General features: G+C 69.6%; 31 protein-coding genes and 5 tRNA genes. 26 read left to right on the top strand and 10 right to left on the bottom strand.

Going from position 1 to position 25,934, the window contains the following annotated elements; genetic code table 11:
- The first annotated feature begins 76 nt into the window (after nt 1-76).
- From OHB49_RS13990 to OHB49_RS13965, 6 genes are all read left to right on the top strand, one after another.
- Entirely contained in the window at nt 77-796 is a 720-nt protein-coding gene (locus OHB49_RS13990) for an HAD family hydrolase (protein ID WP_329160574.1), read from the top strand.
- Nucleotides 797-883: 87 nt separating this feature from the next.
- Nucleotides 884-955 (top strand) — tRNA-Gln (locus OHB49_RS13985).
- Between the two features lie 24 nt (nt 956-979).
- Nucleotides 980-1,052, top strand: a tRNA-Glu gene (locus OHB49_RS13980).
- Between the two features lie 60 nt (nt 1,053-1,112).
- Nucleotides 1,113-1,185 (top strand) — tRNA-Glu (locus tag OHB49_RS13975).
- A gap of 12 nt (nt 1,186-1,197) precedes the next feature.
- Nucleotides 1,198-1,269 (top strand) — tRNA-Gln (locus tag OHB49_RS13970).
- Between the two features lie 24 nt (nt 1,270-1,293).
- Nucleotides 1,294-1,366 (top strand) — tRNA-Glu (locus OHB49_RS13965).
- Nucleotides 1,367-1,456: 90 nt separating this feature from the next.
- On the opposite strand, the gene OHB49_RS13960 is transcribed toward OHB49_RS13965, so the two are convergent.
- Entirely contained in the window at nt 1,457-2,098 is a 642-nt protein-coding gene (locus tag OHB49_RS13960) for a MerR family transcriptional regulator (protein WP_329160572.1), read from the bottom strand.
- Nucleotides 2,099-2,197: 99 nt separating this feature from the next.
- Here OHB49_RS13960 and OHB49_RS13955 point away from each other — a divergent pair, with 99 nt between their 5' ends.
- Nucleotides 2,198-2,704 (top strand): DUF4188 domain-containing protein, encoded by a 507-nt coding sequence (locus tag OHB49_RS13955; protein WP_313939361.1) that lies wholly within the window; start codon nt 2,198-2,200, stop codon nt 2,702-2,704.
- 55 nt (nt 2,705-2,759) lie between these two features.
- On the opposite strand, the gene ndgR is transcribed toward OHB49_RS13955, so the two are convergent.
- On the bottom strand, nt 2,760-3,476 hold the full coding sequence (gene ndgR, locus OHB49_RS13950) for an IclR family transcriptional regulator NdgR (RefSeq protein ID WP_030928691.1): 717 nt from the start codon (nt 3,474-3,476) through the stop codon (nt 2,760-2,762).
- 174 nt (nt 3,477-3,650) lie between these two features.
- Between ndgR and leuC the strand changes: the two genes are divergently transcribed.
- The 4 genes from leuC (at nt 3,651) to OHB49_RS13930 (ending at nt 6,815) form a co-directional block, all read left to right on the top strand.
- Entirely contained in the window at nt 3,651-5,075 is a 1,425-nt protein-coding gene (leuC, locus tag OHB49_RS13945) for a 3-isopropylmalate dehydratase large subunit (protein WP_329160570.1), read from the top strand.
- A gap of 5 nt (nt 5,076-5,080) precedes the next feature.
- On the top strand, nt 5,081-5,674 hold the full coding sequence (gene leuD, locus OHB49_RS13940) for a 3-isopropylmalate dehydratase small subunit (RefSeq protein WP_030978725.1): 594 nt from the start codon (nt 5,081-5,083) through the stop codon (nt 5,672-5,674).
- A 104-nt stretch (nt 5,675-5,778) separates the two neighbouring features.
- Nucleotides 5,779-6,006, top strand: a complete 228-nt coding sequence (locus OHB49_RS13935) for a hypothetical protein (protein WP_030978727.1) — start codon at nt 5,779-5,781, stop codon at nt 6,004-6,006.
- A gap of 143 nt (nt 6,007-6,149) precedes the next feature.
- Nucleotides 6,150-6,815: an HU family DNA-binding protein gene (locus tag OHB49_RS13930; protein ID WP_329160569.1), complete on the top strand. Its 666-nt coding sequence runs from the start codon at nt 6,150-6,152 to the stop codon at nt 6,813-6,815.
- A gap of 119 nt (nt 6,816-6,934) precedes the next feature.
- On the opposite strand, the gene OHB49_RS13925 is transcribed toward OHB49_RS13930, so the two are convergent.
- A complete protein-coding gene (locus OHB49_RS13925; protein WP_030928676.1) occupies nt 6,935-7,138 on the bottom strand; it encodes a hypothetical protein in 204 nt (67 codons plus the stop codon).
- A gap of 10 nt (nt 7,139-7,148) precedes the next feature.
- A complete protein-coding gene (gene cofC, locus OHB49_RS13920; RefSeq protein WP_030978731.1) occupies nt 7,149-7,832 on the bottom strand; it encodes a 2-phospho-L-lactate guanylyltransferase in 684 nt (227 codons plus the stop codon).
- Between the two features lie 151 nt (nt 7,833-7,983).
- Here cofC and OHB49_RS13915 point away from each other — a divergent pair, with 151 nt between their 5' ends.
- The 3 genes from OHB49_RS13915 (at nt 7,984) to OHB49_RS13905 (ending at nt 10,974) form a co-directional block, all read left to right on the top strand.
- Nucleotides 7,984-8,736: a lysophospholipid acyltransferase family protein gene (locus OHB49_RS13915; RefSeq protein WP_329160567.1), complete on the top strand. Its 753-nt coding sequence runs from the start codon at nt 7,984-7,986 to the stop codon at nt 8,734-8,736.
- Complete coding sequence (locus OHB49_RS13910; protein WP_030978735.1) at nt 8,733-9,743, top strand: NAD(P)H-dependent glycerol-3-phosphate dehydrogenase; 1,011 nt, start codon at nt 8,733-8,735, stop codon at nt 9,741-9,743. Before OHB49_RS13915 ends, OHB49_RS13910 begins: the two co-directional genes overlap by 4 nt.
- Nucleotides 9,744-9,816: 73 nt before the next feature.
- A complete protein-coding gene (locus tag OHB49_RS13905; protein ID WP_030928671.1) occupies nt 9,817-10,974 on the top strand; it encodes a D-alanine--D-alanine ligase family protein in 1,158 nt (385 codons plus the stop codon).
- A 58-nt stretch (nt 10,975-11,032) separates the two neighbouring features.
- Here OHB49_RS13905 and OHB49_RS13900 read toward each other — a convergent pair whose 3' ends face one another.
- Both OHB49_RS13900 and OHB49_RS13895 read right to left on the bottom strand, forming a co-directional pair.
- Complete coding sequence (locus OHB49_RS13900) at nt 11,033-11,521, bottom strand: DUF3515 domain-containing protein (protein ID WP_030978738.1); 489 nt, start codon at nt 11,519-11,521, stop codon at nt 11,033-11,035.
- 20 nt (nt 11,522-11,541) lie between these two features.
- A complete protein-coding gene (locus tag OHB49_RS13895; protein WP_030928667.1) occupies nt 11,542-11,775 on the bottom strand; it encodes an Lrp/AsnC family transcriptional regulator in 234 nt (77 codons plus the stop codon).
- Nucleotides 11,776-12,093: 318 nt separating this feature from the next.
- Here OHB49_RS13895 and OHB49_RS13890 point away from each other — a divergent pair, with 318 nt between their 5' ends.
- Nucleotides 12,094-13,065 carry a thiamine-phosphate kinase gene (locus OHB49_RS13890; protein ID WP_030978740.1) on the top strand — a complete coding sequence of 324 codons (972 nt, stop codon included), beginning with the start codon at nt 12,094-12,096 and terminating at the stop codon, nt 13,063-13,065.
- Nucleotides 13,066-13,107: 42 nt separating this feature from the next.
- Nucleotides 13,108-13,920, top strand: coding sequence for a bifunctional hydroxymethylpyrimidine kinase/phosphomethylpyrimidine kinase (gene thiD, locus OHB49_RS13885; RefSeq protein ID WP_030978742.1), 813 nt, complete (start codon nt 13,108-13,110; stop codon nt 13,918-13,920).
- An 83-nt stretch (nt 13,921-14,003) separates the two neighbouring features.
- Here thiD and rpmB read toward each other — a convergent pair whose 3' ends face one another.
- Nucleotides 14,004-14,189, bottom strand: coding sequence for a 50S ribosomal protein L28 (gene rpmB / locus OHB49_RS13880; RefSeq protein WP_030928661.1), 186 nt, complete (start codon nt 14,187-14,189; stop codon nt 14,004-14,006).
- Between the two features lie 258 nt (nt 14,190-14,447).
- On the opposite strand from rpmB, the gene OHB49_RS13875 reads away from it, so the two are divergent.
- Entirely contained in the window at nt 14,448-16,085 is a 1,638-nt protein-coding gene (locus tag OHB49_RS13875) for a DAK2 domain-containing protein (RefSeq protein ID WP_329160561.1), read from the top strand.
- 145 nt (nt 16,086-16,230) lie between these two features.
- Here OHB49_RS13875 and OHB49_RS13870 read toward each other — a convergent pair whose 3' ends face one another.
- A complete protein-coding gene (locus OHB49_RS13870) occupies nt 16,231-16,398 on the bottom strand; it encodes a hypothetical protein (protein WP_158711277.1) in 168 nt (55 codons plus the stop codon).
- On the opposite strand from OHB49_RS13870, the gene recG reads away from it, so the two are divergent.
- From recG to mutM, 8 genes are all read left to right on the top strand, one after another.
- Nucleotides 16,398-18,608: an ATP-dependent DNA helicase RecG gene (recG, locus tag OHB49_RS13865; RefSeq protein WP_329160558.1), complete on the top strand. Its 2,211-nt coding sequence runs from the start codon at nt 16,398-16,400 to the stop codon at nt 18,606-18,608. The genes OHB49_RS13870 and recG overlap by 1 nt on opposite strands.
- Before the next feature lie 185 nt (nt 18,609-18,793).
- Complete coding sequence (gene rsmD / locus OHB49_RS13860; protein WP_030978747.1) at nt 18,794-19,378, top strand: 16S rRNA (guanine(966)-N(2))-methyltransferase RsmD; 585 nt, start codon at nt 18,794-18,796, stop codon at nt 19,376-19,378.
- Between the two features lie 26 nt (nt 19,379-19,404).
- Nucleotides 19,405-19,884, top strand: a complete 480-nt coding sequence (gene coaD, locus OHB49_RS13855; RefSeq protein WP_199822945.1) for a pantetheine-phosphate adenylyltransferase — start codon at nt 19,405-19,407, stop codon at nt 19,882-19,884.
- 98 nt (nt 19,885-19,982) lie between these two features.
- The gene (locus tag OHB49_RS13850; protein WP_329160555.1) at nt 19,983-21,077 is read left to right on the top strand and encodes an ATP synthase F0 subunit B; all 1,095 of its coding nucleotides are present in this window, start codon (nt 19,983-19,985) and stop codon (nt 21,075-21,077) included.
- 154 nt (nt 21,078-21,231) lie between these two features.
- A complete protein-coding gene (locus OHB49_RS13845; RefSeq protein WP_030978751.1) occupies nt 21,232-21,900 on the top strand; it encodes a YceD family protein in 669 nt (222 codons plus the stop codon).
- Nucleotides 21,901-21,902: 2 nt separating this feature from the next.
- Nucleotides 21,903-22,076, top strand: coding sequence for a 50S ribosomal protein L32 (gene rpmF / locus OHB49_RS13840; protein ID WP_003965982.1), 174 nt, complete (start codon nt 21,903-21,905; stop codon nt 22,074-22,076).
- Nucleotides 22,077-22,095: 19 nt separating this feature from the next.
- Nucleotides 22,096-22,923, top strand: a complete 828-nt coding sequence (gene rnc, locus OHB49_RS13835) for a ribonuclease III (RefSeq protein ID WP_030978754.1) — start codon at nt 22,096-22,098, stop codon at nt 22,921-22,923.
- 101 nt (nt 22,924-23,024) lie between these two features.
- On the top strand, nt 23,025-23,879 hold the full coding sequence (gene mutM / locus OHB49_RS13830) for a bifunctional DNA-formamidopyrimidine glycosylase/DNA-(apurinic or apyrimidinic site) lyase (protein ID WP_030978756.1): 855 nt from the start codon (nt 23,025-23,027) through the stop codon (nt 23,877-23,879).
- A gap of 22 nt (nt 23,880-23,901) precedes the next feature.
- Here the strand turns inward: mutM and OHB49_RS13825 are convergent, their stop codons facing one another.
- Together OHB49_RS13825 and OHB49_RS13820 are read right to left on the bottom strand one after the other, a co-directional pair.
- Nucleotides 23,902-24,300 carry a winged helix-turn-helix transcriptional regulator gene (locus tag OHB49_RS13825; protein ID WP_329160553.1) on the bottom strand — a complete coding sequence of 133 codons (399 nt, stop codon included), beginning with the start codon at nt 24,298-24,300 and terminating at the stop codon, nt 23,902-23,904.
- Between the two features lie 97 nt (nt 24,301-24,397).
- Complete coding sequence (locus OHB49_RS13820) at nt 24,398-25,348, bottom strand: CAP domain-containing protein (protein ID WP_030978760.1); 951 nt, start codon at nt 25,346-25,348, stop codon at nt 24,398-24,400.
- Between the two features lie 145 nt (nt 25,349-25,493).
- Between OHB49_RS13820 and OHB49_RS13815 the strand changes: the two genes are divergently transcribed.
- Nucleotides 25,494-25,775, top strand: a complete 282-nt coding sequence (locus tag OHB49_RS13815; RefSeq protein WP_329160551.1) for an acylphosphatase — start codon at nt 25,494-25,496, stop codon at nt 25,773-25,775.
- The last annotated feature ends 159 nt before the right edge of the window (nt 25,776-25,934 follow it).

The following is a 25,934-nucleotide window of genomic DNA, read 5'->3' as shown; positions in this document are numbered from 1 at the left end:
GGGGGCGGTCACCGGTTCATCCGGTGGTCGCCCCCTTCCGCGTGGCCGAGCCCCGGTTGAGCGGTAGCGTGGCCTCATGCCGATCCGAGCCGTGATCTGGGACATCGACGACACGATCTTCGACTACACGGGCGCCGACCGTGTCGGTATGCGCAAACACCTGGCGAGCGAGGGCCTGCCTGCCGGATACGCGTCCGTCGAGCAGGCACTCGACGCATGGCGGGCCATCACCGACGTGCAGTGGGTGCGTTTCGCCGCCGGGGAGACCGACTTCCAGGGACAGCGCCGGGACCGGGTCCGTGCGTTCCTCGGGCGCTCGCTGACGGACGCGGAGGCCGACGCCTGGTTCGGCCGGCACGTCGTCCACTACGAGGCCGCCTGGGCGCTCTTCCCGGACGCGGTGCCGGCTCTGGACCTGCTGGCCGACCGCTACCGGCATGGCGTCCTGTCGAACTCCAGCATCCACAACCAGGACCGCAAGCTGCGCACTCTCGGCGTGCGGGACCGCTTCGAGGCCGTGGTGTGCGCGGTGGAGCTCGGCATCTCCAAGCCCGAGGCCGGGGCGTTCCACGCCGCCTGCGACACGCTCGGGCTGGCGCCGCAGGACGTCGTGTACGTCGGCGACCACCCGGACATCGACGCCGGTGGGGCGGTGGCGGCCGGACTGAAGGGGGTCTGGCTGGACAGGGACGGGCGTGGCGGGCGGCCCGAGCTGGTCCGGATCACCGGACTTGATCAGCTCCCCGGACTGTTGGCGGGCAATACCCGTTTTGGAGCGCCGGACACCTTCAGGTAATGTTCTTCCTGCGCCGCCCGAGCGGGCCGAAAGATCCGGCCGGGAAGCGCAAACCGAACAAAATCCCCTCTGGGGGTTGAGTTTTGGTGGGCTATGGTGTAATTGGCAACACTACGGTTTCTGGTACCGTCATTCTAGGTTCGAGTCCTGGTAGCCCAGCGCAGAGCTTCATCTGTAAAACACGCCCCCGTTGTGTAGCGGCCTAGCACGCTGCCCTCTCACGGCAGTAGCGCCGGTTCGAATCCGGTCGGGGGTACAGATCCTTCCCGCGAGATCACCTGGGTCGCACCCACGATTTCGATGCAGGATCGCTAGGGCCCCCGTTGTGTAGCGGCCTAGCACGCTGCCCTCTCACGGCAGTAGCGCCGGTTCGAATCCGGTCGGGGGTACTTGTAACACCATGGGCTATGGTGTAATTGGCAACACTACGGTTTCTGGTACCGTCATTCTAGGTTCGAGTCCTGGTAGCCCAGCGCAGAGCTTCATCTGTAAAACACGCCCCCGTTGTGTAGCGGCCTAGCACGCTGCCCTCTCACGGCAGTAGCGCCGGTTCGAATCCGGTCGGGGGTACAACAGAGCAGAAGACCAAGGGCCCTTCACTTCGGTGAAGGGCCCTTGGTCGTATGTCCGGGGCCCGTTGTGCGCGGGGACCCGCTGTGTTCAGAGACCGTACCGCCGGGCCGACTCCTCCTCCTGGGCCAGCCTGCGCAGCGCCAGCAGCAGCGGTTCGTAGAGCACCACCGAGGCGACCGCCATCTCCACCTGCTCAGCGCCCGCCGGATAGGACTCCATCATGTCCAGGTCGTGGACGGCCACTTGCTCCATGAGGCGGGCCTGCTCCGCCAAGTACTCGATGTCACACGGGTAGCCGAGCCGGATGAGGGTGGCCATCGACGCAACCAGTGCGCGATGGACCGGGTCCAGTGAGCCGAGATCCTTCACGAACGCCCAGCCGAGCCGGTCGAGAAGCCGGTCGGCCTCGTGGCGCGCCTCGGCCGTCTCCGGGGCCTCCTCGTCCGGCTCGGGGCCGTGCGGCAGGGACCACAGCGCCGCGCCGAGGCGGATCGTCCGGCCGAGTGCCTCGTCGTCGACATGTCCCAGTACTTCGCGTGCCGTTGCCACCGGAAGGCGGCCGACCTGGATCAGCGCCCGCACCAGACGGAGTCGGCGCAGATGGCTCTCGTCGTACTCGGCCTGGGTCGCACTGACGCGTTCACCGGGCGGCAGCAGCCCCTCACGCAGGTAGTACTTGATCGTCGCGGTCGTGACGCCGCTCTGCTTGCTCAGTTCCGACAGTCGCATGTCCGGTGCCTTCCCTTGCGCCACCCCTTGGGCAGTGCCACTATCCAATCATTGGATAGTGACGCTCTCCAATGGTCGCCACGAGACAGGGGGCACTGCATGTTTGCCAAGCCGATACCGGGGCGGACGACCGCGGCCGCTGAGGGGGAGGTGGTCGTCCTGCTCATCGGGATGCGCATCAACCACTTCTGGGGCGTGCACCACTGGCTGCCGGTTCTCGCCGCAATGCCGCGCATGCTGCGGGAGTTGAGCCGGGACAGGAGTCGCGGACTGCTCGGCTACACGCTGCTCACCGGGTCGCCGAGGACGTACTACGTCGTCCAGTACTGGGAGTCGAAGGAGAAGCTGTACGCGTACGCGAGCGCTCCCGACATGTTCCACCGCAAGGCCTGGGCGATGATGAACCGCAAGGAGAAGAAGTCCAGGCAGCACGTGGGGCTGTGGCACGAGACGTACATCGCACCTGAGGGATCGTACGAGTCGATCTACGCCGACATGCCGCCGTACGGACTGGCTGCGGTGACCGGCGTGCTGCCCGTCGAGGGGCGGGGCCGTCGCGCGGCGGATCGTCTCGCGCATCGCTCGGTCACGGAGCGGAAGGGCTGAGCGGGGCCGCCACGACGCTGGGGCGGCCTTTCGGATCAGGGGGGAACCGAGTACGTCAGCCGTTGCGGCGCAGGGCCTCGCTCAGCCGCGCGGCCGAGTCGATGACCGCCTGGGCGTGCATCCGGCCCGGGTGGCGGGTCAGCCGCTCGATCGGTCCGGAGACCGAGACGGCGGCGACCACCCGGTTCGACGGGCCGCGCACCGGCGCCGAGACCGAGGCGACGCCCGGCTCCCGCTCGCCGATCGACTGGGCCCAGCCGCGCCGCCGGACGCCGGAAAGCGCTGTCGCCGTGAAGCGGGCGCCCTGGAGGCCGCGGTGCAGGCGCTCCGGCTCCTCCCAGGCCATCAGGATCTGGGCCGACGAGCCGGCCTTCATGGTGAGTGTGGAGCCGACCGGCACGGTGTCCCGCAGTCCGGACAGCCGCTCCGCGGCCGCCACACAGATCCGCATGTCGCCTTGCCTGCGGTAGAGCTGCGCGCTCTCGCCGGTGATGTCGCGCAGGTGTGTGAGCACCGGGCCGGCCGTCGCCAGCAGGCGGTCCTCGCCGGCCGCGGCCGCGAGCTCCGCCAGCCGCGGGCCGAGGATGAAACGGCCCTGCATGTCCCTCGCCACCATCCGGTGGTGTTCCAGTGCCACGGCCAGTCGATGGGCCGTGGGTCGTGCGAGCCCGGTCGCCGCGACCAGCCCGGCGAGGGTGGCCGGACCGGACTCCAGGGCGCTCAATACCAGAGCTGCCTTGTCGAGAACGCCGACGCCGCTAGAGTTGTCCATACGACGATACTCGCGTCTCACTCTGTGAAACGCAAGTTCAATTTTCGGCAGAAGTTGCGAACCTGTAGGGGCGGCCATACAACGGCCCGAAGCCACCGCCCCGCACGGGGGTCCGGACGGCGGCGCACCGAATCTCTAGTTGGGCCGGCGAAGACGCCGGCCGGAGGGAAAGCGATGGGTAGGACACTCGCGGAGAAGGTCTGGGACGACCATGTCGTCCGGCGCGCCGAAGGTGAGCCCGACCTCCTCTTCATCGATCTGCACCTGCTGCACGAGGTGACCAGCCCGCAGGCCTTCGACGGCCTCCGTCAGGCCGGACGCCGGGTGCGGCGCCTCGACCTCACCATCGCCACCGAGGATCACAACACCCCGACCCTCGACATCGACAAGCCCATCGCCGACCCGGTCTCCCGCGCCCAGTTGGAGACGCTGCGCAAGAACTGCGCGGAGTTCGGCGTACGGCTGCACCCGCTGGGCGACGTCGAGCAGGGCGTCGTGCACGTGGTCGGCCCGCAGCTGGGGCTGACCCAGCCCGGCACCACGGTCGTCTGCGGCGACTCCCACACCTCCACGCACGGCGCGTTCGGCGCGCTGGCGTTCGGCATCGGCACCAGCCAGGTCGAGCACGTGCTGGCCACCCAGACGCTGCCGCTGGCCCGTCCGAAGACGATGGCGATCACCATCGACGGCGAACTGCCCCACGACGTGACGGCCAAGGACCTGATCCTCGCGATCATCGCCCGGATCGGCACCGGCGGCGGCCAGGGCTACATCCTCGAATACCGCGGCTCGGCCATCGAGAAGCTCTCGATGGAAGCCCGGATGACCATCTGCAACATGTCGATCGAGGCGGGCGCCCGGGCCGGCATGATCGCCCCGGACGAGACCACGTTCGACTACCTGAAGGGCCGCGACCACGCCCCTCAGGGCGAGGACTGGGACGCCGCCGTCGCGTACTGGAAGACGCTGCGCACGGACGAGGACGCGGTCTTCGACGCCGAGGTGGTCATCGACGCCGCGGAACTGGCCCCGTTCGTCACCTGGGGCACCAACCCCGGTCAGGGTGCGCCCCTGTCGGCGAACGTCCCCGACCCCGCTTCGTACGAGGACGCCTCGGAGCGGAACGCCGCCGAAAAGGCCCTGGAATACATGGGGTTGACCGCTGGGCAGCCGCTGCGCGAGATCGGTGTCGACACCGTCTTCGTAGGCTCCTGCACCAACGGCCGCATCGAGGACCTGCGTAACGCGGCCTCGATCCTGGACGGCCGCAAAGTCGCCGACGGCGTACGGATGCTGGTCGTCCCCGGTTCGGTCCGGGTCGCCCTGCAGGCTGTCGAGGAGGGCCTGGACAAGGTCTTCACCGCGGCAGGCGCCGAATGGCGGCACGCGGGTTGCTCGATGTGTCTCGGTATGAACCCCGACCAGCTGGCCCCCGGCGAGCGCTCCGCCTCGACCTCGAACCGTAACTTCGAGGGCCGGCAGGGCAAGGGCGGCCGTACTCACCTGGTCTCCCCGCAGGTCGCCGCCGCCACCGCCGTGCTGGGCCACCTGGCCTCGCCGGCCGACCTGTCCGACGCCCGTACGTCCGCCGGAGTCTGAGAATCATGGAAGCTTTCACCACACACACCGGCCGGGCTGTCCCGCTGCGCCGCAGCAACGTCGACACCGACCAGATCATCCCCGCCCACTGGCTGAAGAAGGTCACCCGCGACGGCTTCGAGGACGGACTCTTCGAGGCCTGGCGCAAGGACGGGAACTTCGTCCTCAACCGCCCCGAGCGGGACGGCGCCACGGTCCTGGTGGCAGGTCCCGACTTCGGTACCGGCTCGTCCCGTGAACACGCCGTCTGGGCCCTGCAGAACTACGGTTTCAAGGCCGTCATCTCGTCCCGGTTCGCCGACATCTTCCGCGGCAACTCGCTGAAGAACGGCCTGCTGACCGTCGTGCTCGACCAGAAGGTGGTCGACGCACTCTGGGAGCTGACCGAGGCCGACCCGAAGGTCGAGATCACCGTCGACCTGGAGGAGCGCCAGGTCCGCGCCGAGGGCATCACCGCCGACTTCGAGCTCGACGAGAACGCCCGCTGGCGACTGCTGAACGGGCTGGACGACATCAGCCTCACCCTTCAGAACGAAGCGGACATCGCGACTTATGAGGCGGCAAGGCCGACCTTCAAGCCGCGTACAATTAACGCCTGAGCAGCGCGTTTCCAGTACTGCGCCCTCTACCTTCTGGTAGAGGGCGCAGTCGCTTGTTGAGACCCCGTCGGGCGACAACTCGCCCCAGATGGCACAATCGGTGCATGGAACGCGACAGCCAACTCAAGCTTTACGGCCAAGTCGCCGACCAATTGAAGGAAGCGCACGCAAGAGTGCGCGCACTGCAAGTCCCGGAGGGCGTAAGGATGGCGCTGTCCCGGAAGCTGTTGGTCGTCACGGCCGCGGCGAAGCACGATCTACCGGATGCGGCAAGGCGTCTGGACCGGTTGATGAAGGACCTCGATGAGGGCCGATTCCCCGAAGGTGACTGACTCTGCGGAACTGCGCAGCGGTCGACTTCGTTGCGGCACTAGGGTGATTAGCCCGTTTCGTGTTTGATTTGCGGTATATATCTGCCTAACGTGCGAAAACGCTTGAACACTTTCGTTCTGGCAATGTCTCCGAAGGGGAAGACGTGAACAAGGCGCAGCTCGTAGAAGCGATTGCCGACAAGGTCGGCGGCCGCCAGCAGGCCGCAGACGCTGTCGACGCGGTACTCGACGCGATCGTCCGTGCCGTTGTCGCCGGGGACCGTGTCTCGGTCACCGGCTTCGGCTCGTTCGAGAAGGTCGACCGGCCGGCTCGCTACGCCCGCAACCCGCAGACGGGTGAGCGCGTACGGGTCAAGAAGACCTCGGTGCCCCGCTTCCGCGCGGGACAGGGCTTCAAGGACCTGGTGAGCGGCTCGAAGAAGCTCCCCAAGCACGATGTGGCCGTGAAGAAGGCGCCCAAGGGCAGCCTCTCGGGCGGTGCTTCCACCCGTACGACCACGAAGGCCGCCGCCAAGAAGGCCACTGCCAAGAAGGCCACGGCGAAGAAGGCCACCGCCAAGAAGGCGGTGACCGCGGCGAAGACCACCGCCGCCAAGAAGACCACCGCGAAGAAGACCACCGCGGCGGCCAAGAAGACCACGCCGGCCAAGAAGACCACGGCCGCGGCGGCGAAGAAGACCACGGCCGTCAAGAAGACCGTCGCCAGCAAGACCGCGCCCGCCAAGAAGACCACGGCGAAGAAGGCGCCCGCGAAGAAGACCACGGCGCGCAAGACCACGGCCAAGAAGGCCGTCGCGCGGAAGAAGTGAGACCGAGCAGCGCAGGGCTTCTCACACGCGCCGGGCCGGGCTCCCCATGGGGAGCCCGGCCCGCGGGCTGTTCGGGGCCCGGCCCGCTGCCGGAGGGGCCCGGTGGTCCGAGGCGCCCTTCAGAACGTCTGCAGCGTCACCAGGGTGATCCGCCGGTCCGCACCCTCGCCCGCGACCTCGATCCGCACCCGCTGCCCGGGGCGCAGCAGCCGCAGGCCGCCCGCGTCGAAGGCCGGGGCGTCGAATTCCACCGGGGTGCCGTCGTCGAGCAGCACACTGCCGGTGCGGGTCTCGGGGTCGTACGTGTACGAGGTCGCCTGCATGAACGGCAGCCTATCGGTCCCGCGCGGGCACGCCCGCGGCCCAGCGGTCCGCCGTGTACGGGCCGACCCCGAGGCGCACGGCCGCCCGCAGATCGTCGCCGGTGTCCACGTCCTGGCGGACCGAATCGATACCGGCTGACGTGATTTCCACCGCGCCGGAGGAAAGATGCCGAGCCCTGGACGGGCCACCGAAAGCCGGACGCAATTCCACCCCGGACGTAGCCGAAAGAAATGTCGTGCCGATTCCTGTCGCATCCGTAACAAATGCGCGAGGAAATTCGGTTGCGAAATCGAGGACCCGGGCCAATTCCGCGGGTCGCAGTGCGGGCAGATCCGCGTTCAGCGCCGCGACCGCGGCGGCGGGCCGCCGGTCGCGCACCGCCCGCTCGCCGTGGACGAGTGCGGCGTTGAGCCCGGCGGCCGGTTCGTCGGGAACGGTGCGCGCCCCGAGCGCCGCGAGCGCGGCCGCGGCCACCGGGTCGTCCGTGACGACCACCACATCCCGTACGGCCCGGCAGGACAGCGCGGCAGCCACGGTGTCCTGCGCGAAGGCCAGGGCGAGCCGGGGGCGCAGCATGACGCCGGCCGCCCCCGTGAGCCTGCTCTTGCCCTGTGCCAGCGGCTTCAACGGGACGACCAGGGACCACAGGCCGGTCGGGTCGGTGTTCGTGGCGATCTCCCCCTCGATGCACATCGCCGCTCATTCTCGCCTGCCGGTGTGACAACCCGGAGGTTCGGTCCCGGAGGCGAGGCGTACGGTGTTCTCGACAGAGCAGGGGCCTGGGGCCAGAATTGGCCGCCCATGGGCCAGGCAGCTCGTCAGGTCCGTAGAGGAAGGTGTCCGAGTGTCCCGCCGCAGAATCGGCTTCTGGTACCGCCTGGCGGCGGCCATCGCAAAACCACCGCTGGTGGTTCTGTTCAAGCGTGACTGGCGGGGAATGGAACACATCCCGGCCGACGGCGGATTCATCACTGCGGTCAACCACAACTCGTATCTGGACCCGCTTTCCTACGGTCACTTCCAGTACAACACCGGCCGGGTGCCGCGGCTTCTCGCCAAGGCGGGCCTCTTCAAGACTCCCTTTGTCGGAATGATCCTGCGCGGCACCGGACAGATCCCCGTGTACCGCGAGACGACCAATGCGCTGGACGCTTTCCGGGCCGCCGTCGACGCCATCGAGCGCGGTGAATGCGTCGCCTTCTACCCGGAGGGCACCCTCACCCGCGACCCCGACATGTGGCCGATGGCAGGCAAGACCGGCGCCGCCCGCGTCGCGTTGATGACGAAGGCCCCGGTCATTCCCGTCGCGCAGTGGGGCGCCAACCTCGCGATGCCGCCGTACGCCAAGGAGCAGAAGCTCCGGCTCTTCCCCCGCAAGACGCTCCAGGTGCAGGCCGGACCGCCCGTCGACCTCTCCCGGTTCCACGACAAGGAGCCGACGCCCGACGTCCTGCGTGAGGCGACCGAGGTCATCATGGCCGCGGTCACCGCCCAGCTCGAAGTCGTACGCGGCGAGAAGGCCCCCGCCCAGCTCTACGACCACCGCAAGGCGCGTGCCGAACAGCGGCGCAAGGCCGAAGGGAAGGGACCCAAGTGACGCACCCCGTAAAAGCAGCCGTCTTCGGAACCGGCTCATGGGGTACGGCGTTCGGCATGATCCTCGCCGACGCCGGTGGCGAGGTCACTCTCTGGGGCCGTCGTGCCGAGGCCGTCGAGGCGATCAACACGACCCGTACCAACCCCGACTATCTGCCGGGAATTGAACTCCCCGAGTCCATCAGGGCCACCACCGACGCCGCGGAGGCGCTGCGCGGCGCCGACTTCGCGGTGCTCGCCGTGCCGTCGCAGACACTGCGCGCCAACCTCGCCGACTGGGCCCCGCACCTCGGACCGGACACCGTGCTCGTCTCGCTGATGAAGGGCGTCGAACTCGGCACCGCCGAGCGGATGAGCGAGGTCATCGAGGACGTCACCAAGGTCGGTGTGGACCGCATCGCCGTCGTCACCGGCCCCAACCTGGCCAAGGAGATCGCCGAACGCCGCCCTGCCGCGGCCGTCGTCGCCTGCCAGGACGAGTCGGTGGCCCGCCGCCTCCAGGCCGCCTGCCACACCTCGTACTTCCGCCCGTACACCAACACCGATGTGGTCGGCTGCGAACTGGGCGGCGCGGTCAAGAACGTCATCGGTCTCGCCGTCGGCATCGCCGACGGGATGGGCCTCGGCGACAACGCCAAGGGCTCGCTCATCACCCGCGGCCTCGCCGAGACCACCCGGCTCGGCCTCGCCATGGGCGCCGACCCGCTGACGTTCTCCGGACTCGCGGGCCTGGGCGACCTGGTGGCGACCTGCTCCTCGCCGCTGTCGCGCAACCACACCTTCGGCACCAACCTCGGCCGCGGCATGACGCTGGAAGAGACCATCGCCGTCACCAAGCAGACCGCCGAGGGCGTCAAGTCCTGTGAATCGGTGCGCGATCTGGCACGCCGGCACGGGATCGACATGCCCATCACGGAGACGGTCGTCTCCATCGTCCACGAGGGCAAGCCGCCGATGGTCGCACTGGGCGAGCTGATGTCGCGCAGCGCGAAGGCCGAGCGCCACTGAGTGGATGCTCCGTACGCGGGTCGGCCCCGGGGGCGCTGACGTGACCCGTACCAGCAGGTACGCTCAACGCGATATGAGCAGCGAGAACCTCCCCCAGAGCCCGGAGCAGCAGCTCCGCAAGCCGCGTGTGGCCGTCGTGTTCGGCGGCCGCAGCTCCGAACACGGCATTTCGGTCGTCACCGCAGGTGCCGTCCTGAACGCCATCGACCGGACGAAGTACGACGTCCTGCCGATCGGCATCACGACGGACGGCCGCTGGGCGCTCACCGCCGACGAGCCCGAGCGGATGGCCATCACCGACCGGAAGATGCCGGACGTGGCACAACTGGCCGAGTCCAGCGAGGGCGGCGTGGTGCTCTCCGTCGACCCCGGCAGCCGCGAGGTGGTCTACAGCGAGCCCGGCTCGGTCCCGAAGGCGCTCGGCGAGGTCGACGTCGTTTTCCCCGTCCTGCACGGCCCGTACGGCGAGGACGGCACCCTCCAGGGGCTCCTGGAGCTGTCCGGGGTGCCGTACGTGGGCGCCGGTGTGCTCGCCTCGGCGGTCGGCCAGGACAAGGAGTACATGAAGCGGGTGTTCACCTCGTTCGGGCTGCCCGTCGGTCCGTACGTCGTGATCCGCCCCCGTGAGTGGGACACCGACCGCTCCGGTGCCCGCAAGCGCATCGTGGACTTCGCCGGTGAGCACGGCTGGCCGCTCTTCATCAAGCCCGCCCGGGCAGGTTCGTCCATCGGTATCACCAAGGTCGACGACCTCTCCGGCCTCGACGAGGCGATCGAGGAAGCCCGCCGCCACGACCCCAAGTTCCTGGTCGAGTCGCTGCTGCGGGGCCGCGAGATCGAGTGCGGGGTGCTGGAGTTCGAGGACGGACCGCGCGCCAGCGTGCCCGCCGAGATCCCGCCGGTCACCGCGCACGACTTCTACGACTTCGAGGCCAAGTACATCGACTCGGCGTCCGGGATCGTGCCCGCCCCGCTCACCGAGGAGCAGACGGCCGAGGTCCAGCGGCTCGCGGTCGAGGCCTTCGAGGCGGCGTCCTGCGAGGGCCTGGTGCGCGCCGACTTCTTCCTCACCGAGGACGGCAGCTTCGTGATCAACGAGATCAATACGCTGCCGGGCTTCACCCCGATCTCCATGTACCCGCGGATGTGGCAGGAGAGCGGCGTGAGCTACCAGGAGCTGGTGGACCGGCTGATCCAGGCAGCGTTGACCCGCCCGACCGGCCTGCGCTGAGAAGCACCGGGCCGGATGTGCGCACAGGCACCGGGCCGGACCGCGCGGACGACACTCTCTAGATGCTGCTGGGGACCGTCTTCTTGACGGCGGCGGCGAACGCTGCCAGCGGGCTGATGTCATGCGCGTACGCCGTCGAGAGCGATACCTCGACATACGCCTTGCGATAGGTGGTGGTGAAGCGCGGACCGGCGTCCTCCGGCTGCTCCAGCAGCCAGTTGACGCCGTCCGCCTCGGCCCCCTTCGCCATCGGATCGTCCATCTTTGCGGGCCGGTCGACGCCGCAGCGCAGTACGATCGCCCCGTCCCCCCAGCCGGCGGTCAGCTCCGACTTCGGCCCGGGGTCGTTGCGCTCCTGTCCGGCGACGGTCTTCGGCAGCTCCTTGTGCAGTGCACGGCAGTAGGCTGCGGCTTCCGGCGTCGGGGTGGGAACCGTGATCGACGCATGGGCGTCCGTGGTGGAGCAGCCCGCCGCGGCCAGCAGCAGAACGGCAGCGGACGGGCCGAGGAACACGGGGCGGCGAAGCCGGCGGCGGAAGGACGTCACCGGCCCAGCGTATAAGGGGGCTACAGATGAACGACCGGGCAGGTCAAGGTTCTGGTGATGCCTTCCACCTGCTGGACCTTGGCGACCACCATGCGTCCGAGTTCATCGACTGTGTCGGCCTGCGCGCGCACAATCACGTCGTAGGGGCCGGTGACGTCCTCTGCCTGGATCACTCCCGGGATTTTCGTGATGGTCTCGGCGACGGTCGACGCCTTGCCCACCTCGGTCTGGATAAGGATGTACGCCTGTACCACGGAACCTCCAGGGCGGCCACGAGGATCATGTGGGGGAAAGAGACGCCACGGTATCGCGTTGCCACGGGCCGCGGGGAGACCTGCGGACCGGATGACGTCCCACCGCGTGGCGTACGGATGGCAGCGGTTGACGTATCTCTTGACAGTACCGACAGCAGTGACGGCTCGCGACCGCAAGTGCAGCGGTCCGGATGGGGGACAGGCATGCCGGCGACAACCGGAGCAGACTGCATCCGACGGCCGGGCCACGGTCCCGGCCCCCGGCCGCCGATCCAGGCCGGACGCCCGTCCGGCGCGATAGATGAGAGGTGAGACTCGGTGAAGGGAACCGTGGGCGAGTTGGGGGAGTTCGGGCTCATCAGGGAGCTCACTTCCCGCCTCACCACCACTCCGGCGGTACGGCTCGGACCCGGCGACGACGCCGCGGTCGTGGCCGCTCCCGACCGCAGGGTCGTGGCCAGTACCGACATCCTGTTGGAGGGACGGCACTTCCGCCGCGACTGGTCGACGGCGTACGACGTCGGACGCAAGGCCGCCGCGCAGAATCTCGCCGACATCGCCGCCATGGGCGCCGTGCCCACCGCGCTGCTGCTCGGCCTGGTCGTCCCCGCCGAACTCCCGGTCACCTGGGCGGGCGAGCTGATGGACGGCATCCGTGACGAATGCCAGGTCGCGGGGGCGGCCGTGGTCGGCGGTGACGTGGTCGGCGGGGAGACCATCACCGTCGCGATCACTGCACTCGGTGATCTGCGCAACCACGAACCGGTCACCCGGGCCGGCGCCCGCCCCGGCGACGTCGTCGCCGTCACCGGCTGGCTCGGCTGGTCCGCCGCCGGGTACGCGGTGCTCTCCCGCGGTTTCCGCTCGCCGCGCGCCTTCGTCGAGGCCCACCGGCGCCCCGAACCGCCGTACCACGCCGGCCCCGCGGCCGCCGGGCTCGGCGCCACCGCCATGACGGACGTCAGCGACGGGCTCGTCGCCGACCTCGGGCACATCGCCGAGGCCAGCAAGGTCCGGATCGATCTGCGCTCCGGTCTCATCGACATCCCCTCGCAGATGTCCGACATCGGCCAGGCGGTCGGCGTGGATCCGCTGCAGTGGGTGCTCACCGGGGGAGAGGACCACGCGATCGTCGCCACGTTCCCGGCGGACGTGAAGCTGCCCGCCCGCTGGAAGGTGATCGGCGAGGTCCTCAACCCGTCGGCGCTGCCCCAGGTGACGGTCGACGGCGCGCCCTGGACCAGCAAGGGCGGCTGGGACCACTTCGGTGGTATCGAGGACAGCCCTTAGGGGGCGCCCGGCAGCTCCGGCGCCCGGAGTAGATTTCGGGGTATGCCCATATCTGCATCCCCCGCCGCACCGCTCGTACCACCCCGTGTACTCACCGTCGCCGGATCGGATTCCGGCGGCGGTGCGGGCATTCAGGCCGATCTGAAGACGATGCTGGCGCACGGCGTGCACGGCATGAGCGTGATCACCGCGGTGACGGCGCAGAATTCGCTGGGTGTCCAGGGCGCGTGGGAGCTGCCCGTGGAGGCTGTCCGGGCCCAGTACCGCAGCGTCGTCGACGACATCGGGGTCCAGGCGGTGAAGACCGGCATGCTGGCGTCGGCCGCACTCGTGGAGACCGTCGCCGCACTTCTCGCGGCGACCGACGCCCCGGTCGTCGTCGACCCGGTCGGGGTCTCCAAGCACGGCGATCCGCTGCTGGCCGCCGAAGCCCTCGATTCCGTACGGCAGAAGCTCCTGCCGGTCGCGACGGTGGCGACCCCCAACCTGGACGAGGTGGCACAGCTCACCGGAGTGACCGTCACGGACGAGTCCGGAATGCGGCGGGCCGCCGGGGAGATCCTCGGATACGGACCGCGCTGGGTCGTCATCAAGGGCGGGCATCTGCCCGGCGAACCGGTCGACCTGCTCACGGACGGCACCGAGGAGCACTGGCTGCGTGCCCCCCGGCACGACAACCGGCACACCCATGGCACGGGCTGCACCCTGGCCTCCGCGATCGCCTGCGGGCTGGCCCGGGGGCAGGACGTACCGACTGCGGTACGGGCCGCGAAGGAGTACGTCACCGGGGCGATCGCGGCAGGCTTCCCGCTGGGCGCCGGGATCGGCCCCGTCGACCACGGGTGGCGGCTGTAAGGGACCGGCGCACAGCAAAAAGCCGGTCCACCGAGGTGGACCGGCTTTTTGGGCAACCGGAAGGCTGCGCTACGACGGGAACGTCAGCGCGCGACCTTGCCGGCCTTGATGCACGAGGTGCAGACGTTGAGCCGCTTCGGCGTCCGACCGACCACGGCACGCACGCGCTGGATGTTGGGATTCCAGCGACGGGACGTACGGCGGTGCGAGTGCGAAATGTTGTTGCCGAAGCCCGGCCCCTTGCCGCAGACGTCGCAGTTGGCAGCCACGGGTCACTCCAAAGACTTCAGATGCACTTACAGTGAATTCCGGCGCGCCGGAATCATTTGACTGAAGTGGCGGTACCGGAGGAATGGCCCGACTCTCATCGGGCAACCGAAGCAGCATACAACGGCTGCGTCGGTAGAACGAAACTACCATGGGTTTCGCCGCCGTCCGCCCCGCCCCTGTCCCTGCCGGGCCCACCGGACCGGACTACTCTGCGGTTCAGCCAGCCGCCCACGGCCGCTCTCCAGGAGGAACACCACGTGCCGCAGACCGCCGACGACATGGACGCCGTCGCGGTGCGTACCTGGTGCTCGCTGGCCCTGGAAGCACTGGGCCGGGAGCGTGCGGCGATCGACGCGATCAATGTCTATCCCGTCGCGGACGGGGACACCGGGACCAACCTCTATCTGACGGTGGAGTCCGCGGCAGGGGCCGTCGAAGCGGTCTTCGCCGGGCACGAGACCGGCGCGTCCGTGCCCGCCCTCGCCGATGCCGTACGGGCCATGGCGCACGGGGCGCTGATCGGCGCCCGCGGGAACTCCGGCACGATCCTGGCGCAGCTGCTGCGCGGCATGGCGGGGGTGCTGGCCGACGGGCACGACGCGGACCATCTGCGGCTCGCGCTGACCCGGGCCGCGACCGCGGCCAGGCAGGCCGTCGCCCACCCCGTCGAGGGCACCGTGCTGACGGTGGCCACCGCGGCCGCCGAGGCCGCCGGGCGCACGGCGGGCGACCCGAGTGCGCAGGCGGTCGTGCAGGCCGCGTACGAGGGGGCACGCACTGCGCTGGACGAGACCCCCGGACAGTTGGCCGTCCTCGGGCGGGCGGGCGTCGTGGACGCCGGAGGACGGGGTCTGGTGACCGTCCTCGAGGCCCTCGTCGAAGCGGTCTCCGGGGAGACGCCCGAACACGGCATCTGGGTGGCCCCCGACATCGCCCCCGTGACCACTGCCGCGGCCGAGGACTGCGCGGCGCGCGGACCGCAGGACGGCCCCGCCTTCGAGGTGATCTATCTGCTGGAGGCCGGGGACGACGCGGTCGACCGGCTGCGCACCCGGCTCGACGGGCTCGGTGACTCGCTCGTCGTGGTCGGCGGGGACGGGCTCTGGAACGTCCACGTCCATGTCGACGACGCGGGTGCGGCGGTGGAGGCCGGGGTCGAGGCCGGCCGGCCGTACCGGATCCGGATCACCCACTTCGGCGCCGACCGGGTCCACCTGCCCCACAGCGAACCCTCGCAGCGCGGTGTCGTCGTAGTGGTTCCCGGCCCCGGGCTCTCCGGCCTCTGCTCCGAGGCCGGTGCGACCACCGTGCTCGCCCGGCCCGGGGAGCCGCCGGCCAGCGGTGAACTGGTCGACGCGATCCGCCGCGCGCACGCCCGCGAGGTGGTGCTCCTGCCGAACGACGCAGAGCTGCGCCACACGGCGGCGGCCGCCGCCGAACAGGCCCGTACCGAGGGCATCCGGGTCGCCCTCATCCCGACCCGGGCCGCCGTCCAGGGCATCGCCGCGCTCGCCGTCCACGAACCGGACCGCAGCTTCGACGAGGACGTGGTGGCGATGACCGCTGCGGCCGGTGCCACCCGCTACGGCGAACTGGCCGTCGCCGAACGGCAGTCCTGGACCATGGCGGGCATCTGCCAGGCCGGCGACATCCTGGGCCTGATCGAAGGCGATGTGGCGGTCATCGGCGAGGACGTCCCCAGCACGGCCCGGGCGGTGATCGACCGGATGCTCGCGGCGGGCGGTGAACTCGTCACTCTGGTACTGGGCGAGGACGTACCGGACGCCTTGGCCGACGCCCTGGAGGAGCATGTGCGGGAGGGCTATCTGGCGGTGGACACGGTGGTGTACCGGGGCGGCGGACAGGGAACGCCGCTGCTGATCGGCGTGGAGTAGGGCGGATACGGGCGGCGCCGCCGCCCGTGAAGCGTCGTCCCGATCGCCGGACGGGCTTGAAAGCGCCGGTCAACTGCCCGCCGGGCGATGAAATCCAGCTCGTCCGCCGATTGCGGAGAGAACGGGCACCTGGCGGGCCCGGTCCCTACTTGTGCGGCGTCCGGTCCGCATGGTCCTCGGCCGTGATGTCGGGCAGCCCGGCCGCCAGTACGGCTGCCGCCTCCGCCGCCCGCCCCAGCTGAAGCAGCAGCCGGCCGCCGCACCAGGGGATTCCGGTGGTGCGGGCGACTTCTGTCAGTGGTGTGGTGTGCAATGGATCGCGTGTCTGCGTTCGACGAACCCCTCAAGAAGCTGCTCGGCGGTGCCACCGCGAAGGTGATGGCCGAACACCTCGACCTGCATACGGTCGGTGATCTGCTGCACCACTACCCGCGGCGGTACGAGGAGCGCGGCAAGCTGACCGCGCTGGCCGACCTCCCGCTGGACGAGCATGTGACCGTCGTCGCCCAGGTCGCCGACGCCCGGATCATGATGTTCAACAACGGCAAGGGCAAACGCCTGGAGGTGACCCTCACCGACGGCAGCGGCCGGCTCCAGCTGGTCTTCTTCGGCCATGGCGTGCACAAGCCGCACAAGGAGTTGCTGCCCGGGCGCCGGGCGATGTTCGCGGGCAAGGTCTCCGTCTTCAACCGGAAGATGCAGCTCGCCCACCCCACCTACCAGCTGCTCGACGCCACGGACGCCGACGAGGCCACGGAGGCGGTGGACGCCTTCGCCGGGAAGCTGCTGCCCATCTATCCGGCCTGCAAGCAGCTCGACTCCTGGCGGATCGCCAAGGCCGTCGACACCGTGCTGCCCAGCGCCCGGGACGCCGTCGACCCGCTGCCGCCCTCCCTGCGCGAGGGGCGTGGCTTCACCCCGCTGCCCGAGGCGCTGCTGAAGATCCACCGTCCGCAGACCAAGGCGGACATCGCCGAGGCCAGGGACCGGCTGAAGTGGGACGAGGCGTTCGTCCTCCAGGTCGCGCTCGCCCGCCGCCGGTACGCGGACACCCAACTTCCGGCGGTGGCGCGGATCCCCGCCCATGGCGGGCTGCTCGACGCATTCGACGCCAAGCTGCCGTTCACCCTCACCGAGGGCCAGGAGAAGGTCTCCAAGGAGATCTTCGACGACCTGGCGACCGAGCACCCGATGCACCGGCTGCTGCAGGGCGAGGTCGGTTCCGGGAAGACGTTGGTCGCGCTGCGCGCCATGCTCGCCGTCGTCGACGCGGGCGGACAGGCCGCGATGCTCGCCCCCACCGAGGTGCTGGCCCAGCAGCACCACCGGTCCATCACAGAAATGATGGGCGAGCTGGCCGAGGGAGGAATGCTGGGCGGCTCCGACCTCGGCACGAAGGTGGTGCTGCTCACCGGCTCCATGGGCATGGCGGCCCGCCGTCAAGCGCTGCTGGACCTGGTCACCGGCGAGGCCGGGATCGTGATCGGCACGCATGCGCTGATCGAGGACAAGGTGCAGTTCCATGACCTGGGACTGGTCGTCGTGGACGAGCAGCACCGCTTCGGTGTCGAGCAGCGTGACGCCCTGCGGTCCAAGGGCAAGCAGCCGCCGCACCTGCTGGTCATGACCGCCACACCCATTCCCCGTACCGTCGCCATGACCGTCTTCGGTGACCTGGAGACGTCCGTGCTGGACCAGCTGCCGGCCGGCCGCTCGCCGATCGCCAGCCATGTCGTCCCCGCCAAGGACAAGCCGCACTTCCTCGCCCGCGCCTGGGAGCGGGTCCGCGAGGAGGTGGAGAACGGCCATCAGGCGTATGTCGTATGCCCCCGGATCGGTGACGACGCCGACGACGAGTCCGAGAAGAAGAAGGGCAAGAAGCAGCCGCCCGAGGACGACGGCGACAAGCGCCCGCCGCTCGCCGTCCTGGAGATCGCCGAGCAGCTCACCAAGGGCGCCCTCGCCGGTCTACGCATCGCGGTGCTGCACGGCAGGATGAACCCCGACGACAAGGACGACGTGATGCGCCGCTTCGCCGCGGGCCAGGTCGACGTCCTCGTCGCGACGACCGTCATCGAGGTCGGGGTGAACGTCCCCAACGCCACCGCGATGGTGATCATGGACGCCGACCGGTTCGGCGTCTCCCAGCTCCACCAGCTGCGCGGCCGCGTCGGCCGTGGCTCCGCCGCCGGCCTCTGCCTGCTGGTCAGCGAGGCGCACGAGGCGAGCCCCGCCCGGGCCCGTCTGTCCTCCGTCGCGGCCACCCTCGACGGCTTCGAACTGTCCCGGATCGACCTCGAACAGCGCCGTGAGGGCGATGTCCTCGGCCAGGCCCAGTCCGGTGTCCGCTCGTCCCTGCGGATGCTCACCGTCATCGACGACGAGGAGGTCATCGCCGCCGCCCGCGAGGAGGCCGTCGCCGTCGTCGCCGCCGACCCGGAGCTGACAGACCTGCCCGAGCTGCGCACCGCCCTGGACGCACTGCTCGACAAGGAGCGCGAGGAGTACCTCGACAAGGGCTGAGCGCAAGGTCTGAACGCAGGAGGAGAGGGCAGCCGGGCACCGGACGGACGACAACGGCTGAGGACGGGGGAGACCCAGGTGTCCGACGGGGCCCCCGGGCCCGAACGGGCCCGAAGCCATATCGTGGGACGCACGGCGCCCGCCCCACCCCGGCGGGCCACCCCGACCCGAGGATTCAGACACCCATGACCCGCGTGATCGCCGGCTCGGCCGGCGGACGCCGCCTGGCCGTCCCGCCCGGCACCGGCACCCGCCCCACCTCCGACCGCGCACGCGAGGGCCTCTTCTCCACCTGGGAGGCGCTCCTCGGCACCCTGGAGGGCATCCGTATCGCGGATCTGTACGCGGGCTCCGGCGCCGTCGGCCTCGAAGCGCTCTCCCGCGGCGCGGTCCACGCCCTTCTCGTCGAGGCAGACACCAGGGCCGCCCGCACGGTCCGGGACAACGTCCGCACGCTCGGCCTGCCCGGTGCCGAAGTCCGTACCGGCAAAGCCGAACAGATCGTGACAGGACCGGCGCCCGCGGACCCGTACGACGTGGTCTTCCTGGACCCGCCGTACGTCGTCACCGACGACGATCTTGGCGAGATACTGCTCACACTCCGCGCCCAGGGCTGGCTCACGGACGCTGCCCTCGTCACCGTGGAACGGAGCACCAGAGGCGGAGAATTCAAGTGGCCCGAGGGATTCGAGCCACTGCGGGCCCGTCGCTACGGCGAGGGGACGCTTTGGTACGGTCGCGCCGCCTCTACGTGCGAAGACGCACGATGACCGCACCGGAGAGCGAGGGACTCAAGTTGCGCCGCGCCGTCTGTCCGGGGTCGTTCGACCCCATCACCAATGGACACCTCGACATCATTGGCCGCGCCTCGAAGCTGTACGACGTCGTACATGTCGCGGTGATGATCAATCAGTCCAAGAAGGGCCTGTTCACGGTCGATGAGCGGATCGAGCTGATCCGCCAGGTCACCGCCGACTTCGGCAACGTCCAGGTCGAGTCCTTCCACGGCCTCCTGGTCGACTTCTGCAAGCAGCGCGACATCCCGGCCATCGTGAAGGGCCTGCGAGCCGTCAGTGACTTCGACTACGAGCTGCAGATGGCCCAGATGAACAACGGCCTCTCCGGCGTCGAGACGCTCTTTGTACCGACCAACCCCACGTACAGCTTCCTGTCGTCCTCCCTGGTCAAGGAGGTCGCGACCTGGGGCGGCGATGTCTCGCACCTGCTGCCGCCGCTGGTCCACCGGGCCCTCGTGGACCGGCTCGCCCAGGAGTGAAGCACTGACAGCCCGTCACCAGGTGTCGGACGGGCGCCGACTGGCCGTACAGTCGTCCCGTCCGTCTCCAATCAGCAGTAGAGAGTGGCGAGCACACGGTGGACGTGCAGAAGAAGCTCGACGAGATCGTCGAAGCGGTCGGGAACGCCCGGTCCATGCCCATGTCGGCGTCGTGCGTGGTCAACCGCGCCGAGCTGCTCGCGATGCTCGAAGAGGTACGTGAGGCCCTCCCCGGCTCGCTCGCCCACGCCCAGGAGCTCCTCGGCGGCCGGGAGCAGCTGGTCGAGCAGGCCCGCCAGGAGGCCGAGCGGATCATCGAGTCCGCCCACGCCCAGCGCGGCTCACTGGTCTCCGACACCGAGATCGCCCGGCAGTCCCAGTCCGAGGCCGACCGCATCCTCGACGAGGCCCGCCGGGAGGCCGACGAGGTCCGCGCCGAGGCCGACGAGTACGTCGACAGCAAGCTCGCCAACTTCGAGGTCGTCCTCACCAAGACGATCGGCTCCGTCGACCGTGGCCGTGAGAAGCTCCTCGGCCGCGGCCAGGCCTTCGATGAACAGGGGTACGAGGACCCGGACTTCGCCGAGGCCCCGGAGCGCAGCACCGACCCGGCAACACTGCAGCGTCGCGCAGACGACTACGTCGACACCAAGCTCGGCGCCTTCGAAGCCGTGCTGGCCAAGACCCTGGAGGCGGTCGGCCGCGGCCGGCAGAAGCTGCACGGCCGGGTCGCCACCGACGAGCTCGGCGCGCACATGGCCGCCCAGGACGCCGCGGGCAGCCAGGGCCACACCAGCGACGAGGACCACTGGGCCGGTCTCGCCGAGCTCGCCGCCCCGGAGCCGCAGCCGGTGCCCCAGCCGGTCCAGCCGCACTTCCCGGCGCAGGCCCAGCCGAGCTACGCGGAGACGTACGCGTACCAGGAGCAGCCCCAGCAGGACATGTACGGCTACCAGCAGCAGCCCGACCCGTACGCCGCCTATCAGCAGCAGGGCTACGACCAGGGCCACGCGCAGCTGCAGGCTCAGGGCTACGACCAGGGCCAGACGCAGGGGTACGACAGCTGGCAGCACCAGCCCCTCCCGCAGCAGGGGCTTCACCAGCAGGGCGAGAGCGCCCTCGACGAGACCAGCCTGTTCGACACCAGCATGATCGACCTCGACCAGCTCCGCCGGTACGAGCAGGAGCGCTGACCGATTCAGGTCGATTCGGGTCCGGAATCGGACCCGATTGGGAGCAGGGTTACGCGTCCAGTATCCTGGTCCTTCGGTCGCGAGTATGACTGCGATCCCGGCTGCCCGCTTCGACTCCGAACCGGTCGGCCCCTCCCACGGTGCGCGATGCGCCATGCACACGATTTCGAAAGCAGGAAAAGCCCTGAACGGCCACCTCGACCACCGAAACCCTCTCGTGTTCGATACGCACGAGCTGGGTCGGCGTCCCGGTGCCCTCCTGCGGCTGACCCGCTCGGTGGACGCCCCCAAGGACCTCGGTATCGACGGGGTCATCGGTGTGCCGGAAGGCGCACCGGTGGAACTGGACCTCCGCCTCGAATCGGTCATGGAAGGGGTGCTTGTCACAGGCACCGCCCGTGCGTCGGCCGAGGGGGAGTGCGTAAGGTGTCTGGAGCCGCTGCGCCAAGAGGTTGCGGCGGACTTCCAGGAGATGTTCTCGTACCCTGACGCCGATGACCGGGGCCGCATCAAAGCGGAACCGGCCGACGACGCCGAGGACGACGAGGACAGGCTCTTCATCGAGGACGGCCTGTTCGACCTCGAGCCGGTGCTGCGTGATGCGGTGGTGCTCGCACTGCCGATGCAGCCGGTGTGCCGGGAGTCCTGTGCCGGTCTGTGTTCCGAATGCGGAATCAGGCTGGACGAGAACCCCGGTCACCACCACGATGCCGTCGACATTCGTTGGGCGGCATTGCAAGGACTCGCCGAGACCGTTTCGGACGGCGAGAAGGACAACATGGGCGGCGCCGAAGCGGGCGTCGACGAGAAGCAGGAGAAGTAGCCGTGGCTGTTCCGAAGCGGAAGATGTCGCGCAGCAACACGCGCCACCGCCGGTCGCAGTGGAAGGCTGCGGTCCCCACTCTGGTTTCGTGCGAGCGTTGCCAGGAGCCGAAGCTGCAGCACATCGCGTGCCCGAGCTGCGGCACGTACAACAAGCGCCAGGTCCTCGAGGTCTGAGCGGCTGGTGAGAGGCCCGATGTCTGAGTTGTCCCACGCCAAGAAGCAGGCAGACAACGTCAACACAGCCTCGTCCCACACGCTTCTGGAAGGGCGGCTCGGGTATCACCTCGAGTCCGCCCTTCTGGTGCGTGCGCTGACCCACCGCTCGTACGCATACGAGAACGGCGGTCTGCCCACCAACGAGCGGCTCGAATTCCTCGGGGATTCGGTGCTCGGCCTGGTGGTCACGGACACGCTGTACCGCACCCACCCCGACCTGCCCGAAGGCCAGCTGGCCAAGTTGCGGGCCGCGGTGGTCAACTCGCGTGCACTTGCTGAGGTGGGCCGCGGCCTCGAACTCGGCTCCTTCATCCGGCTAGGCCGGGGCGAAGAGGGCACGGGCGGCAGGGACAAGGCGTCCATCCTCGCCGACACCCTTGAAGCGGTGATCGGCGCGGTCTATCTCGACCAGGGCCTCAGTGTGGCCTCGGAGCTGGTCCACCGGCTCTTCGACCCGCTGATCGACAGGTCCTCCAACCTCGGCGCCGGCCTGGACTGGAAGACCAGCCTCCAGGAACTCACCGCGAGCGAGAGCCTCGGAGTCCCCGAGTACCTCGTCACGGAGACCGGCCCGGACCACGAGAAGACCTTTACTGCTGCTGCTCGCGTCGGTGGTGTCTCGTACGGCACCGGCACCGGCCGTAGCAAGAAGGAAGCGGAGCAGCAGGCGGCCGAGTCCGCCTGGCGTGAGATCAGCGCCGCCGCGGAGGAACGGGAAGCTGCGGCCAAGGCCGCCGCTGCCGACGGAGGGGCCGCCGATACCCCTGCCGACCCGTCGCCGTCCACGGACGTCGCTCCGGCCTGACGCGTCGACCCCTCGGTGCCCTGTGCACCGGGGGGTTTGCCGTGTCCGGAATCAAAGACAGGTACGTAACCTTGTTCCGAAGGAACTGAAGGAGCTGCACCGTGCCCGAGCTGCCCGAGGTCGAAGTCGTACGGCGAGGTCTCGACCGCTGGATCACCGGCCGCACGGTCGCCGACGTCGAGGTCCTGCACCCGCGCGCCGTCCGCCGCCATATCGCGGGCTCCACGGACTTCGCGGCCCGGCTCAGCGGCAGCCGCTTCGGCAGGGCCATGCGCCGCGGCAAGTACCTCTGGGTGCCACTGGACGAGGTGTCCTCCTCGCTCCTCGGCCACCTCGGCATGAGCGGCCAGCTGCTGGTACAGCCGCAGGACGCCCCCGACGAGAAGCACCTGCGGATCCGGATCCGCTTCGACGACACCCTCGGCACCGAACTGCGCTTCGTCGATCAGCGGACCTTCGGCGGGCTCTCGCTCCACGAGAACACCCCCGACGGGCTGCCCGACACCATCGCGCACATCGCCCGCGACCCGCTGGACCCGGCGTTCGACGACGCCGCGTTCCACACCGCGCTGCGGCTGCGCCGTACGACGGTCAAGCGCGCGCTGCTCGACCAGTCGCTGATCAGCGGCGTCGGCAACATCTACGCGGACGAGGCGCTCTGGCGCACGAAGCTGCACTACGACCGGCCCACCGCGACGCTGACCCGGCCCAGGTCGGCCGAGCTGCTCGGTCATGTCCGCGACGTGATGAACGCGGCGCTCGACCAGGGCGGCACCAGCTTCGACAGCCTCTACGTCAATGTGAACGGCGAGTCGGGCTACTTCGACCGGTCCCTCGACGCCTACGGGCGCGAGGGCGAGCCCTGCCACCGCTGCGGTACGCCGATGCGCCGCCGCCCGTGGATGAACCGCTCCAGCTACTTCTGCCCGCGCTGCCAGCGGCCGCCGCGGCCCTGAGGGGCGTCCGGCCGCGGAGCCCTCAGCTCTCGCGGGCCTCGTCGTAACGGTTGCGGGCGTCCAGCACCTCGGGCATCCGGCCCTCGACGAGCTCGATCAGCCGGCGCAGCCGGTCGGCGACCTCGCGTCCCAAGGGAGTCAGCTCGTAGTCGACACGCGGCGGGTTGGTGGGCTGCGCCTCCCGGTGGACGAGCCCGTCCCGCTCCAGAGCGTGAAGCGTCTGGGAGAGCATCTTCTCGCTCACCCCGTCGACCCTGCGCCGCAGCTCGTTGAAGCGGGAACCGGAATCGTGGAGCGCGGTCAGCGTCAGACTGCCCCAGCGTCCGGTGACATGTTCCAGCGTGCCGCGCGAGGGGCACTGCCGGGAGAACACGTCGAACGGCAGGCTGTCGGTGCCGTCCCGATGCGTGCTCTCGTCCATGGAAACAGCTTACGCCCGCACAGCGCTCACTTCTGGAGTGCGCTGTGCGGGCGTAATCGCTGAGGCCTGGACGGCTCCGGGGTGGGTGTCCGGCGGGTCAGAAGCCGAAGTCCTGCGTCCACCAGGGGCCGCCGGAGCCGTAGTGAACTCCGACACCGAGTGTCTTGTAGTCGCAGTTGAGAATGTTTGCTCGGTGGCCTTCGCTGTTCATCCAGGAGGCCATCACGGCCTGTGCGTCGGCCTGGCCGCGGGCGATGTTCTCGCCGCCGAGCCCCGTCACGCCGGCCTTGGTGGCACGGTCCCAGGGGGTCTGGCCGTCCGGGTCGGTGTGGCTGAAGAAGCCGCGGGCCGCCATGTCGTCACTGAAGTCCTGGGCCAGCGAGGCGAGCGAGGCACTGGCCGTCACCGGGCTGCAGCCGACCTTCGCGCGCTCCTCGTTGACCAGGGCGAGCACGGCCGCCTGTGCGGAGGTGCCGGCAGCCGGGGGCGAGGATTGGTGGGTCGGAGCGGCGGCCGACGTCTTCGGCGTCGTCGAGGCCTTGGCCGTCGGGGTCTTGGTCGCCGGGGCGGCGCCGGTCCTGTCGGCCGCCGAGGGAGCAGCGCTCTCCTCCGTCCTCTCCGCCTGCTTCGTCCGCTCGGCCTTCTCCGAAGGCGAGGCGGACGGGGTCGACGAGGGGGAGGGCGACCCCTCCGGCCCCTGGGAACGCCCTGTACCGCGGCTGGCCGAGGCCGACGACATGCCGCGGTCGGCCGGTGCAGTGGTGGAACCGCCCTGCGTCAGCAGGTCCGGCGCCCCGTCCGCGCGGACCTGGTCGGCGGCCGTGCCGCCGCTCACGTGGTAGCCGGCGCCGCCCGGCAGCAGTCCGGAAGCCACGGCCACGGCTCCGACGGCCATGGCCGCGGAGACGCCGACCAGTCCGGTACGCAGATGCATGGCGGACCGCTTCCTGCGGCGGGCGCCCCGTTGACGGCGGGTGGTCGCGGCCTTGTACGGGTCGGCGGCCGGACCTGCTTCGGGACCTGCGGCGGAGCGTCGATGGCGGCCCATCTGCTGTCCCCTTCTGGCGATCTGGACGCCACTCCGGGCGTCAACATGCCTCACCCGATCAGGTGAGGCTATTGCGACCGGACTGTACGCCATGGCCTATGGGGCGGAAGTGCCCGTTGAGCAATTGGCCGGTTAGCGTTCTGGCATGAACGAAGATGTGCGACTCACTGCTTGGGTACGCGGCCGAGTACAGCAAGTAGGGTTCCGCTGGTTCACCAGGGCAAATGCTTTGGAGATCGGGGACCTCACCGGATTCGCGCTCAATCTCGACGACGGTCGGGTGCAGGTTGTCGCCGAAGGGCGACGTGAGAATTGCCACCGTCTGCTGGAGTGGCTGCGGTCCGACGACACACCCGGCCGCGTGGACGGAGTCACTGAGATCTGGGACACCCCGCGCGGTGGTTACGAGGGATTTGCCATCCGCTGATCGTGATCCGAATGCCGACCGAATTCGGGGCCGTGTTCGGACCGTGTTCGACGGGCGGCGGGGCGTGACGGTGTGCGCCACTGATCCGCGTACACATGAAATGACCTGCGGAAGGACCGGGTGGTTGCCAAGAATCGGTTGGCATGCCAGGCTGCGGCA

The sequence above is a fragment of the Streptomyces sp. NBC_01717 genome (assembly GCF_036248255.1).
Classification (GTDB): Bacteria; Actinomycetota; Actinomycetes; order Streptomycetales; family Streptomycetaceae; genus Streptomyces.
Note: the sequence above shows the minus strand (reverse complement) of the source record. Positions and strands in the feature narration are given on the sequence as shown.

Bases quoted from the DNA above. Each gene is read 5' to 3' on its own strand.
- OHB49_RS13990 (WP_329160574.1), top strand. From the start codon at position 77: ATGCCGATCCGAGCCGTGATCTGGGACATCGACGACACGATCTTCGAC.
- OHB49_RS13960 (WP_329160572.1), bottom strand. From the start codon at position 2,098: ATGCGACTGTCGGAACTGAGCAAGCAGAGCGGCGTCACGACCGCGACG.
- OHB49_RS13955 (WP_313939361.1), top strand. From the start codon at position 2,198: ATGTTTGCCAAGCCGATACCGGGGCGGACGACCGCGGCCGCTGAGGGG.
- ndgR (WP_030928691.1), bottom strand. From the start codon at position 3,476: ATGGACAACTCTAGCGGCGTCGGCGTTCTCGACAAGGCAGCTCTGGTA.
- leuC (WP_329160570.1), top strand. From the start codon at position 3,651: ATGGGTAGGACACTCGCGGAGAAGGTCTGGGACGACCATGTCGTCCGG.
- leuD (WP_030978725.1), top strand. From the start codon at position 5,081: ATGGAAGCTTTCACCACACACACCGGCCGGGCTGTCCCGCTGCGCCGC.
- OHB49_RS13935 (WP_030978727.1), top strand. From the start codon at position 5,779: ATGGAACGCGACAGCCAACTCAAGCTTTACGGCCAAGTCGCCGACCAA.
- OHB49_RS13925 (WP_030928676.1), bottom strand. From the start codon at position 7,138: ATGCAGGCGACCTCGTACACGTACGACCCCGAGACCCGCACCGGCAGT.
- cofC (WP_030978731.1), bottom strand. From the start codon at position 7,832: ATGTGCATCGAGGGGGAGATCGCCACGAACACCGACCCGACCGGCCTG.
- OHB49_RS13905 (WP_030928671.1), top strand. From the start codon at position 9,817: ATGAGCAGCGAGAACCTCCCCCAGAGCCCGGAGCAGCAGCTCCGCAAG.
- thiD (WP_030978742.1), top strand. From the start codon at position 13,108: ATGCCCATATCTGCATCCCCCGCCGCACCGCTCGTACCACCCCGTGTA.
- recG (WP_329160558.1), top strand. From the start codon at position 16,398: ATGGATCGCGTGTCTGCGTTCGACGAACCCCTCAAGAAGCTGCTCGGC.
- rsmD (WP_030978747.1), top strand. From the start codon at position 18,794: ATGACCCGCGTGATCGCCGGCTCGGCCGGCGGACGCCGCCTGGCCGTC.
- OHB49_RS13845 (WP_030978751.1), top strand. From the start codon at position 21,232: ATGCACACGATTTCGAAAGCAGGAAAAGCCCTGAACGGCCACCTCGAC.
- rnc (WP_030978754.1), top strand. From the start codon at position 22,096: ATGTCTGAGTTGTCCCACGCCAAGAAGCAGGCAGACAACGTCAACACA.
- OHB49_RS13825 (WP_329160553.1), bottom strand. From the start codon at position 24,300: ATGGACGAGAGCACGCATCGGGACGGCACCGACAGCCTGCCGTTCGAC.
- OHB49_RS13820 (WP_030978760.1), bottom strand. From the start codon at position 25,348: ATGGGCCGCCATCGACGCTCCGCCGCAGGTCCCGAAGCAGGTCCGGCC.
- OHB49_RS13815 (WP_329160551.1), top strand. From the start codon at position 25,494: ATGAACGAAGATGTGCGACTCACTGCTTGGGTACGCGGCCGAGTACAG.